Source organism: Thermostichus sp. MS-CIW-26, from assembly GCF_054059115.1.
This window is the reverse complement of record NZ_JBSSBV010000069.1, coordinates 1-9,872: the sequence shown is the minus strand read 5'-3', so window position 1 is coordinate 9,872 and position 9,872 is coordinate 1. Positions and strand designations below refer to the sequence as shown.

Annotated in this window: 12 protein-coding genes and 1 pseudogene; 8 read left to right on the top strand and 5 right to left on the bottom strand. The window is 56.2% G+C overall.

Annotation, left to right across the window (positions count from 1 at the left end; all coding sequences use genetic code 11):
* On the top strand, positions 1–503 hold a 503-nt coding region (locus tag ACVWZU_RS13820), incomplete at its 5' end, for an RNA-guided endonuclease InsQ/TnpB family protein (RefSeq protein ID WP_457445478.1).
* Between the two features lie 167 nt (positions 504–670).
* The gene (locus ACVWZU_RS13815; protein WP_414389514.1) at positions 671–1,360 is read left to right on the top strand and encodes a response regulator transcription factor; all 690 of its coding nucleotides are present in this window, start codon (positions 671–673) and stop codon (positions 1,358–1,360) included.
* On the opposite strand, the gene ACVWZU_RS13810 is transcribed toward ACVWZU_RS13815, so the two are convergent.
* Positions 1,346–1,609, bottom strand: coding sequence for a sulfiredoxin (locus tag ACVWZU_RS13810; RefSeq protein ID WP_011432677.1), 264 nt, complete (start codon positions 1,607–1,609; stop codon positions 1,346–1,348). The genes ACVWZU_RS13815 and ACVWZU_RS13810 overlap by 15 nt on opposite strands.
* 148 nt (positions 1,610–1,757) lie before the next feature.
* Between ACVWZU_RS13810 and ACVWZU_RS13805 the strand changes: the two genes are divergently transcribed.
* The 3 genes from ACVWZU_RS13805 to ACVWZU_RS13795 all read left to right on the top strand — a co-directional run bounded on the left by ACVWZU_RS13805 (position 1,758) and on the right by ACVWZU_RS13795 (position 4,188).
* Positions 1,758–2,204, top strand: coding sequence for a hypothetical protein (locus ACVWZU_RS13805; protein WP_457397725.1), 447 nt, complete (start codon positions 1,758–1,760; stop codon positions 2,202–2,204).
* A 137-nt stretch (positions 2,205–2,341) separates the two neighbouring features.
* The gene (locus ACVWZU_RS13800) at positions 2,342–2,824 is read left to right on the top strand and encodes an ABA4-like family protein (protein WP_457384842.1); all 483 of its coding nucleotides are present in this window, start codon (positions 2,342–2,344) and stop codon (positions 2,822–2,824) included.
* Between the two features lie 743 nt (positions 2,825–3,567).
* Positions 3,568–4,188 carry a biotin transporter BioY gene (locus ACVWZU_RS13795; RefSeq protein ID WP_457404209.1) on the top strand — a complete coding sequence of 207 codons (621 nt, stop codon included), beginning with the start codon at positions 3,568–3,570 and terminating at the stop codon, positions 4,186–4,188.
* 398 nt (positions 4,189–4,586) lie between these two features.
* Here the strand turns inward: ACVWZU_RS13795 and gshB are convergent, their stop codons facing one another.
* Entirely contained in the window at positions 4,587–5,534 is a 948-nt protein-coding gene (gshB, locus tag ACVWZU_RS13790) for a glutathione synthase (protein ID WP_457442054.1), read from the bottom strand.
* A 254-nt stretch (positions 5,535–5,788) separates the two neighbouring features.
* Here gshB and ACVWZU_RS13785 point away from each other — a divergent pair, with 254 nt between their 5' ends.
* Entirely contained in the window at positions 5,789–6,517 is a 729-nt protein-coding gene (locus ACVWZU_RS13785; RefSeq protein WP_457445475.1) for a pentapeptide repeat-containing protein, read from the top strand.
* Between the two features lie 88 nt (positions 6,518–6,605).
* Complete coding sequence (locus tag ACVWZU_RS13780) at positions 6,606–7,799, top strand: RNA-guided endonuclease InsQ/TnpB family protein (protein ID WP_457445473.1); 1,194 nt, start codon at positions 6,606–6,608, stop codon at positions 7,797–7,799.
* A 46-nt stretch (positions 7,800–7,845) separates the two neighbouring features.
* Here the strand turns inward: ACVWZU_RS13780 and rpmB are convergent, their stop codons facing one another.
* Both rpmB and ACVWZU_RS13770 read right to left on the bottom strand, forming a co-directional pair.
* Positions 7,846–8,082, bottom strand: coding sequence for a 50S ribosomal protein L28 (gene rpmB / locus ACVWZU_RS13775; RefSeq protein ID WP_011431026.1), 237 nt, complete (start codon positions 8,080–8,082; stop codon positions 7,846–7,848).
* A gap of 24 nt (positions 8,083–8,106) precedes the next feature.
* Positions 8,107–8,469 carry a hypothetical protein gene (locus ACVWZU_RS13770; protein ID WP_414344659.1) on the bottom strand — a complete coding sequence of 121 codons (363 nt, stop codon included), beginning with the start codon at positions 8,467–8,469 and terminating at the stop codon, positions 8,107–8,109.
* A 165-nt stretch (positions 8,470–8,634) separates the two neighbouring features.
* Between ACVWZU_RS13770 and ACVWZU_RS13765 the strand changes: the two genes are divergently transcribed.
* Complete coding sequence (locus ACVWZU_RS13765; RefSeq protein ID WP_457445470.1) at positions 8,635–9,747, top strand: dockerin type I domain-containing protein; 1,113 nt, start codon at positions 8,635–8,637, stop codon at positions 9,745–9,747.
* 1 nt (position 9,748) lies between these two features.
* Here the strand turns inward: ACVWZU_RS13765 and ACVWZU_RS13760 are convergent.
* A pseudogene (locus tag ACVWZU_RS13760) lies at positions 9,749–9,872 on the bottom strand (RNA-guided endonuclease TnpB family protein); the annotation flags it as partial.

The following is a 9,872-nucleotide window of genomic DNA, read 5'->3' as shown; positions in this document are numbered from 1 at the left end:
AACGGCTGTCTGGCAAGGAAAGACGCTTTCAAACGTGGGTCAATCATCGCATCTCCAAAGCTATTGTCTCTAGGGCAAAGGCGACAAACAGCGCTATTGCTCTGGAAGACCTGACAGGGATTCGGGAAAGGGTCAATCAACAGCCACGCAGCAAGACAGAGCGTAGGCGGGCAAATAGTTGGGCGTTTTATCAACTCCGTCAATTTTTGGAGTACAAGGCTCTGCGTGCGGGGGTTGCTCTGATTCTTGTTCCGCCTGCCTACACGTCGCAGACCTGCCACCGGTGTTTGCACATTCATCCCGATCCTGCGCAATCCTACCGCAGTGGTAAGTCGTTCAAGTGTGGGCACTGTGGATGGGAAGGGGATGCGGATTTGAATGGTGCGAATGTGATTGCGCTTTTGGGGGCTGTCGTAAACCAGCCTAGAGGTCCGGGCTTGTTTTGTTCTCTGGTAGAGCAGAACAGGCTCAGGGCTACTGAAAGCCCGCTCCGTACCGCTTAGCGGTCGAAGCCGGGTAGTTTACCTTTCAACCAGGCCACCCTTGAAACCACTATTATGGGTCAAGGCACCCCAGCCAAATGACGAATCCTGTCCGTCTCCCTAAAATAGCGACAGATAACAGGTGAATAGCGCTTTACCCTTTTCCCTAACAGCCTCCTCGAGTCCTCATGAAGCGTGTACTGGTCGTAGATGACGATCCCCTCTCCCTGAAGGTGCTGAGCCGCCACCTGACTCAGCATGGCTATCGGGTTTGTACAGGCGCTTCGGGTGTAGAAGGGTTGCGTCTGTTTGCCCAAGAGCAGCCGGATGTGGTGGTTTCAGATGTGGTGATGCCGGAAATGGACGGCTTCGAGTTTTGCCGACAGCTGCGCCAACAGCGCGGCGGCGAGCTCGTCCCCTTCATTTTTCTCTCTTCGCGGGGAGAGATCGATGACCGGGTTCAGGGCTACGAGCGGGGGGCGGATGACTACATCATCAAGCCCTTTGAACCCCTGGAACTGGTGGCCAAAATCGAGGCCCAGATTGAACGCTCCCGCCGCACCCAATCGGAAATTCTGCGGCTGATCCAACAGCAGTCCCAGCCAAAACCGGAAGCGGCCCCCCGCCCCACTCCACCCGAATTGCCCCTGACCCCTGCCGAAGAGCGGGTCTTTCGGGAAGTCATTCGCGGCTTCACCAACAAGCAAATCGGCGAGAAGCTGTTCATCAGCCCGCGCACTGTGCAAACTCACCTGACCAACATTCTCAGCAAGCTTTCTTTGGAAAATCGCTCGCAACTGGTGCGTTTTGCCTACGAACGGGGCTACACCGCCGAAGAGGAGCCGGGCCAGAAGGGATCCCTTTCAGGCCAGGTGTAGCCTCAAAACAGCACGTGGCGCTTTTCGCACCCGGCAGGGGATCCGCTCCTTGCCCAAGCGGACAAATGCCTCGTAGCGATGGCAGCCGGAGAACCCGTAGTACTCCCCTTCCACTTCCAAAACCTCAATGGGCTCCTGTAGGCCGACTGCTTCAATGGAAGCCATCAGCGCCTGCACCTTATCCGGATCCGTTTGCCGCGGCAAAGGGCGGCGAATTTGGGCAAGGGGAATCTCGCGAATCTGCGCCATGTTGAACTTTCTCCCTAAGCAAGCTACTTAATCATACTCGTTATGACTTTGCTCTATCAAGACTGGCAGAGGGGATGGATTCTCAGGCCAGAGCATGGCAGGATAACACCATTCCTCACTGCTCTATCGCTCAGAAGTTAACCCAGCCATGTGGCAACTCCTCAAAGCCTTATGGGGAAAGATCGCCGGCCAAGCCCCCCCTGCACCCCCCGCTGCCGCGCCACGCAAGGCCCCACGACCGCCCCTTGGCAAGAGGCCGGTTCAGCAGCCCTCTCCCCGGAATGTCCCTGCTGCAGAGGCCGCCCGCAAAGAAGAAGCCCCTGAGCCCACACCAGAACATCCCGCCCCAAAAGTTGCAGCAGCCCAACGGGGTGAGGAACCTGTGGTGTTGCTCCCTGCTCAGGAAAAATCCCCAGACTCCCAGGCAGTAGAATCCCCCATCGGCCCAGCTCAACCCACCTCTACGGCCAAAAGCATCAGCAGCTTCTGGGCCATGACCGACACTGGATCCCGGATTTCCTGCATTGCTGCCACCACCGACAGTGGCCGTGCGGTCAGCTCCATTGCAACTGCTAGGCTCCGCCAACCGGAATAGCGACCGGGATCCCTCTGGCTCCAGAAAAAACTTCAGGGCAAGTCAGGAATAGCTCCTATCCATTCCTACCCACCACTGCAGGGATCCCCAGGGGGCATTGGGCCGATAATGGACAGGTAGCGTTGGGGGTTCCAAGCATGCTGGAGATGATCTTTAACGGGGCCAACTGGTTTGCTCTGCCCTTTTGGGCCTTGATGATTCTGCTGCCGGGTTGGAAGGTAACCCGCAAAGTGATGGAATCGCTTTTGCCCATCGCTCTTCTGGCGGCGGTTTATTTGTATCTTTTGGTCACCGGGTTTAATGCCGATGTTCTCAAGGAATTTTCCAACCCTCAACTGTCTCTGACCAGCCTAACCGACCTATTCAGTCAACCCGCTGTTATGGCGACGGGATGGGTCCACTACATCGTCATGGATTTGTTTGTGGGCCGCTGGATCTTTTTGGAAGGGTGGGATAAGCGAGTATGGACAACCCATTCTCTGATTTTGTGCTTGTTTGCCGGGCCTGTGGGTCTGCTCTCCCATTTGCTTACAGTGGCGATTGTACAAGCAACTCGCCAGAACCGGCCCAGTGTTGCTCAACCTGAAAAAGGCTCAGAAGTGCCGCAAGAATCCATCTAGCCCCTGCTTGGCTTTATGGCTCTTTCCGATGCACAGGGTGCAAAATGAGCAGCGTGGGATCATCCTCGACCTCAACGTTGCTGCCACGCAGCTCCCCAGCGCTACGTACTCGCCAGCACACAGGGTGGTTCCCGAGTGCCTTTAGGTGCCGTTGTAAACAACAACCACAAAACCCACTGAGGTCGGATCCAACCGTCAGGCTGTCGGGTTTAGGGCCTACAGCCCGTTTACGCGAACAATGCGCCCTGTGCTGCTGTGGGCGAGAGCGGCTGACTACCCTGGCACTGCAGGCAGCGTAGCACAAAGCCGCTTTAAAGGGCGGGGCTTCAAACCCAGTTTTTCGGTAACCGAATTCTTGTATTCTGAAACCCTGACATACTGATACATTTACGCTGAACACTGCTGAACATCACTGTTCAACTATGCAGCGATAGCATTCTGTTTGTTTCCAACCAGAATGGCGGTATCCCGCAAAGCTTTGAGTAGAATACCCAAAGCGCAGTTTCCGTGTCGTCTTACTACCAATTTTCTGCTTTGCTTTGGCTACCATGTTGGCAGACTCGAAAGTAAACAGAAAGATCAACTGGTAGTAATCCGTACTGAACATATTATACATTATTTTCAGTATAGTTGAGCTTATTATTGACTAGAGTCATGCTCCCCGCCCTACTGGCTTGCTTCCGCGCAGCGATGGGACGGGGCCTTAAGCTCAGTCTTCGGGTAAACAGGAGTGCAAACCTCTCATGACTGCTACCTTTGTTCACGCACCCTTGGCGCAAACTGTTCTGCCTCGCCCTTCCCGAACTCGGGATCTCCTGCTGGTTCTGGGGGGAAGTTTGTTCGTAGCTGCCCTGGCTCAGGTGCGGATCCCTCTGCCCTTCACGCCGGTACCGATTACCGGGCAAACCTTTGGGGTGATGCTGGTGGGGGCAGGCTTTGGGGCACGGCTGGGCTTTCTCACGTTGCTGGTCTACCTGCTGGAAGGGATCCTGGGATTGCCCTTCTTCAGCGGTGGCGGATCCGGGCTTGGCCACTTGGCCGGGGCGACGGGGGGCTACCTGTTGGCTTTTCCCCTGGCTGCAGGGCTGATGGGCTGGTTGGTGGAGCGCTGGGGCGTGGATCGCAACCCCTGGAAGATGGCGCTGGCGATGTTATCCTGCTCAGCTCTGATTTTTTTGCTGGGAGCCACTTGGCTGGGGGTGTGGCTGAACCAGAATGTTGAGCCCACCTCGATCTTGGCCGTCCTCAACAAAGGGGTCTTCCCTTTTATCCCAGGAGACTTGGTGAAGTGCGGACTGGCGGCAGTGCTGCTGCCCACCATCTGGCGCTGGGTGGGTCGGGAAAGGCCACCGGCTGACTCGTAACCCACTGGGCAAGAGCAGCAACTCTAAAGACCGCTCCGGCAAAGCAGAAGGGGCCTGGGATTAGCCTCGGGTCGGAAAATCTAAAAAAAAGATAACAGCTCCGAGGATTTGGCCTTTTTTCTGAGATTCTAAAAACTGTGCTCAATGCGATGTTCAATACGGCCTATTCATGGAGCTTTTCTTTATATTGCTCTAGAGTTTTATAAGTCGCTGACTGGTCGCGGCAGAGCCCCCTTGTGGGGCTTTTTATTTTCTATCTGCCGACCGGAAAAAGTTGAACTCAACCTACTATGGTCATTCCAAGCTATAATTTGATCTCTATAGACTCCCTAAATAGACGGGAACCCCGTCAGGCAACAGACGCGCCGGATCCCAGAAACATCCTGGTGGGTAGTCATTCAGCCCTTGACGGGCACCTTCTTTTCCAGCCACTGAGCCACTTGATCTGCCAGGTCAACTCCTTCCAACTGACAGAGTTCTCGCAGCATTGTTGGGCTGGTCACGTTCACTTCGGTTAGTCGTTCCCCGATAACATCAATCCCGACAAAATACAGCTTCTCCTGCCTGAGCACCGGTGCCAAAGCCCCGCAGAGAGCCCGTTCTTTTTCGGTAATCTTGGTTTTTTCCACTCGACCGCCGGCAGCAACATTGCCCCGAAAATCGCCCTCTCCAGGGATCCGATTGACGGCGCCCAAAGGTTCTCCTTCCAGCAACAAAATGCGTTTATCTCCTGCCGCCGCCTGTGGCAAATACTCTTGCACCATCACGGGCAGCCGACCAAATTGGGTGCTCATTTCAATCAACGAGTTGAGGTTTGGATCCCCGGCATTGACCCTCAGGATCCCTTCCCCACCTTTGCCACCCAAAGGCTTGAGCACCGCCTGTCCTTCCTGTTCGACGAACTGACGCAGCAGGCGTTTGTTGCTGCTGACGCGGGTACGCGGGATCCACTCTTGGAATTGCAGGGCATAGAGCTTTTCGTTGGCCGAGCGGATCCCGGCAGGATGATTGAGCACCAGTGTGCGGCTGGGAGAGAGACGATCCAAAAGGTAAGTGGCATAGAGATAGGCCGCATCTACCGGCGGATCCTTGCGCATCCACACCGCCTGCATTTGGCTCAGGGGCAGCAGTTTCTGGTCTTTGACCTCATACCAGGGATCCGCCTTCAGATCCAACCGGATTTCCTCAAGGGATCCCCAAGTTTCCCCTTGATCCCAGTAGAGATCCGCCAGGCCCAGGCAGAAAATGCGGTGTCCCCGTTTCTGCAGAGCTTCCATCAGGGCAATGCTGGTGTCATGGCCCACCTGCAACTGAGGCAATGGATCGACAATAAAAGCTACCTGCATGGGAGGTGCGGTTCACTGACGAAAGGCTGCCCCGAGTATGCAACAAATCGGAGCCGATGGCTCTCCCCCGGTAGGCTGTTTCCACAAGAGAAGGCCCCCTCTGGAAAGCTCGATGCAGGGTTGTCTTTTTAACATCCTCTTAACCTCGACAGGCGACGCAAACGTTAGCTTGATAGGTGGAATCCCCAGTTGGCCCTCAGTTCTCGGCTGGGTTGACCGGATTTCTGGCCTAACCTGTGAGGAATGCTCCATCTGTGAGTGCTCCCCCTTCTCAACCCTCAGAGCCGGTTCGCATTGAAACCACGCGGGACTTGCTGGAAGCCTTGCGTGAGGGGCGCTCCCTGGTGGGTGCCAACCTGGAGAATGCCTACCTCTCGCGGGGCCTGTTCGACCGCATTCAGATGCCCAAATCCAATTTGACGCGGGCTAACCTGCGCTCGATCAGCCTGCAGCAAGCCGACCTACGTCTGTGCAACTTTCGCCGCGCTGAGCTAGAGCGGGCCAATTTTACCGCCTCAGATCTACGGGGATCCAGCTTTAGCCAGGCTCTGGGGGACTACAGCAACTTTACCGCCGCCAAACTGGACAAAAGCAGCTTTCAGGGGGGCCGTTTCAGCCATGCCATCTTTCGCGAAGCCAGCTTGGTGGCTGCCAACCTAGCGGAGGGGAACTTCTTTGCCGCCGACTTCCGCCAGGCTAACCTATCTCGCTGCAACCTCTCCCAGGCCGCCTTGGTGAGTTGCCAGCTTCAGTTTGCCAACCTGGAACAGGCCATTTTGGTGGGGGCCAACCTACAGGATGCTCAGATTGAAGATACGCTCTTCAGTGGAGCCGATTTTACCGATGCCAAGCTCTCCGATGAGACGCGCAAGCTCTTAATCGAGCGGGCCAGCGGCACCAACGAGCTTACCCAACGGGATACCCTCAACACTTTGCTGGCGGGTTTGCAGCCCAAGTCGCGTAAGCTTTTTGGCTTGCTGTGAGGTTGGAGCCGTCAGCTAGAAATCGCAGGAGCCCCGCACTGTACCCGTAGGGTCAGTGCCGGGAGGAATGCGAGGTTACAATAGAACCATGACCCAAGTCCTGACCGTCTCCTGCAAGCTCAAGGTAGCCCAGTCGCAAGCCGCCAAATTGGACGCGACTTTGGAGGCTTTTGGCCAAGCCTTGAATTGGGTCAACCAGAACACGCCGGAGAAGATCGTCAACGCGGTCAAGCTGCAATCCCTTTGCTACTACGAGATTCGAGCCCGGTTTGGCTTGTCCAGTAACTTGGCTCAACAGGTGTGCAGACGGGTAGCGGGTTCCCGCAAAGTGGCTAAGCAGAAAAAGCGTCCCGTCAAGGAGTTTAAGAGCGGCTTTGTTACCTACGACGCCCGTATCTTTTCGTTCCGTCAAAAAGACTGGACGGTGTCGCTCACCACGGTGGAAGGGAGAGAACGCTTTGAACTGGCCATTGGCAACTACCAGCGTGGGATGCTGGCTGGTTCCAACCCAAAAGCTGCCACGCTGATCAAGCGCAAAGATGGCTCCTACTACATCCAGATTTGCGTAGAGAAAAAGCCACCCAAGCAACAAGATACCGACAAGGTGATCGGGGTGGACTTGGGGAGGACAGATATTGCCCATACGTCAGACGGGGACAATTGGAATGGACAGCAGTTGAACAGAGTCCGCGACCGCTACTCCCGGTTGAGGGCGGTACTCCAACGCAAAGCCAGTAAGGGCACACGCAGTTCGCGGCGCAGATGCCGTCAACTGCTGCAACGGCTGTCTGGCAAGGAAAGACGCTTTCAAACGTGGGTCAATCATCGCATCTCCAAAGCTATTGTCTCCAGGGCAAAAGCCACAAACAGCGCTATCGCTCTGGAAGACCTGACAGGGATCCGGGAAAGAGTCAATCAACAACCCCGCAGCAAAACCGAAAGGCGCAGGGCCAACAGTTGGGCGTTCTACCAGCTACGCCAGTTTCTGGAATACAAGGCGAGGGTTGCAGGGGTTTCTCTGATTCTTGTGCCGCCTGCTTATACCTCGCAGACCTGTCACCGGTGTTTGCACATCCATCCCGACCCTGCGCAATCCTATCGCAGTGGAAAGAAGTTTAAGTGTGGACACTGTGGATGGGAAGGGGATGCGGACTTGAATGGTGCAAACGTAATTGCGCTCTTGGGGGCTGCCGTAAACCAGCCTAGAGGTCCGGGCTTGTTTTGTTCTCTGGTAGAGCAGAACAGGCTCAGGGCTACTGAAAGCCCGCTCCGTACCGCTTAGCGGTCGGAGCCGGGTAGTTTACACACAACTGGGCTGAGGAGAAAGCTCAAAACTGGTTGAGGTCGATCCCGGCTTCTCGGGCCATGGCTCCTATACCCTTGGCCTTGAGAGTCTTCAAGGCTTTGGTGGAAAGGCGCAGACGAACAAACCGCTTACCCTCTTCCCACCAGATGCGCTTCCACTGCAAATTGACTTCCTGCAGGCGCTTGGTGCGCCGGTGGGAGTGGGAGATGGCAAAAGCGTTGTTGCGTTTCTTGTTGGTTAGTTGGCAGCGACGCGCCATGGGATCAAAGCAAACTCAGCCTAGCTATCGTAAGGCATCTTTTTGTTGGGCAGCAAGCTGAAGTTGACTTTGCAACTGGGCTAGCTCTGCCTTCAGTCGGTCAAAGGTTTGTTGGCAGTGGTTAACGCTTTTTAGGGGCAGCTCTTCATTTTTGGCAATGCAGGTCACCTGTACAGAGCCGTCGGCAGCCTGACGGGTGCGATCCACAAACACTTCCACCGTCACCAGTTTGGTGTGGGGATTTTTTCCGGGAGGCTCGCCGGCCACCCAATAATCAAGGCTGTTGTGGAGGATATTGAGTTGGCAGCGCTCCAAAACAGCGCGAATCGACTCGCTGAGCTGCTCGGCTGAGCCCACAAGCTGGGTAACGCAGGAGTATCGAGCCATAGGACAAGCAAGTCACCACGGTTATCCTACCATCAAGTTTTCGGCTCCTGCAGCCAAAGGCGAACCGGCAGAATTGCGCTCAAGAGTACTCTACACCGGCTCGGTTAGCCCTGCTGCGAGGAGGTGAATTACGTTAGAACATGAACAACTCCCAGGAGAGTTGCCATGTTTAGGGTCTCCTGTTTGGCTCATTCTCTTTTGCTACTGGGATCCCTGGGCCTGGGTTGGATAGGCGTGTCTTTTGCCCACGCGCAGCCCTTTCAGGCGGGCGACCTGGATGGGGATGGCCGTTTGACGGTGCAGGATCTCAACCTGTTGGGGGCCTACTTGCGGGGAGAACGGGGATTGACCGACGACCAGATCCGAGCTGCCGATGTCGACCAGGATGGACGGATCACAGAAGCCGACTGGCAAGTGTTGCAGCAGCGCATTCAGGCAGCAACGGATGTGCCCACAGGACAGGTGCAGTTGGATTCCGCCTATTCGGGACAGGTGGTGGATCGGCTGACAGGGCAGCCCTTGGCCGGGGCGGAGGTGGCCATTCCGGGGGCGGGTATTTCGGTGCGCACCGATGCCCAGGGTCGGTTTCGCCTGCCAGGGCCGCTGCCGGCAGAAGAAATTTTGGTGGCGCGGCTGGAAAATTACTTGCCCTATTCCCAAAGTACAGGCAACGGTCAAGCCAGCGGGGATCGGCCTTGGCAACTGCAGTTGGAGCGCTGGGATCCCAACACAACTTTGGTACTGGAGGCGAATGTCATCCGCCTGGGGGATAACCAGTACTCGCCGGAATCGGCTGCCGCCGGGCAATTTTTGGGCCCTGCCCAAGGGGTGGAGATGACCCGCTCTTTCACTTTGCAACGCCTGCCTTCGCGCCCACCGGTTTTGCGGATTGGATCCCTGATTGGGTTGGATACAGCTGCCGCCTATCGGGCCGGTCAATCCCGGATCCCCAGTGCCAACATGTCTCCCATGCAGGTCATCCTGAACGGAGTGGAAGTCGAACAGATTCACCTGGGGGGAGATAACCTACAGATTCCCCTGCCGCTGCAACCTCTGCGCCTGGGCCTGAACACTGTTACCCTGCGCACTGGCAAAACCCTGATTCAGCCCCCCATGGTCACCCGTGGTCCCCAAGTGCCGATCAGCATTCCCCTTTTCGGGGGATCCCTGCACATCTCGGTGCCGCTGGGAGGTGATACAGTCATCCGGCACGGCGGAGCCTGGGTGGATCATGACGATGTGCAGTTGGCTAACGTAACCATCGAGATCCCCAAGTAAACTACCCGGCCCTGACTGCTTCGCAGTACGGGGCGGGCTTTCGGTAGCCCTGCAGTTGGCAAGCCAACCACGGGCCTCTAGGCTGGTTTACGACAGCCCCAAGCTTGGCAATCATGTTGGCCCCA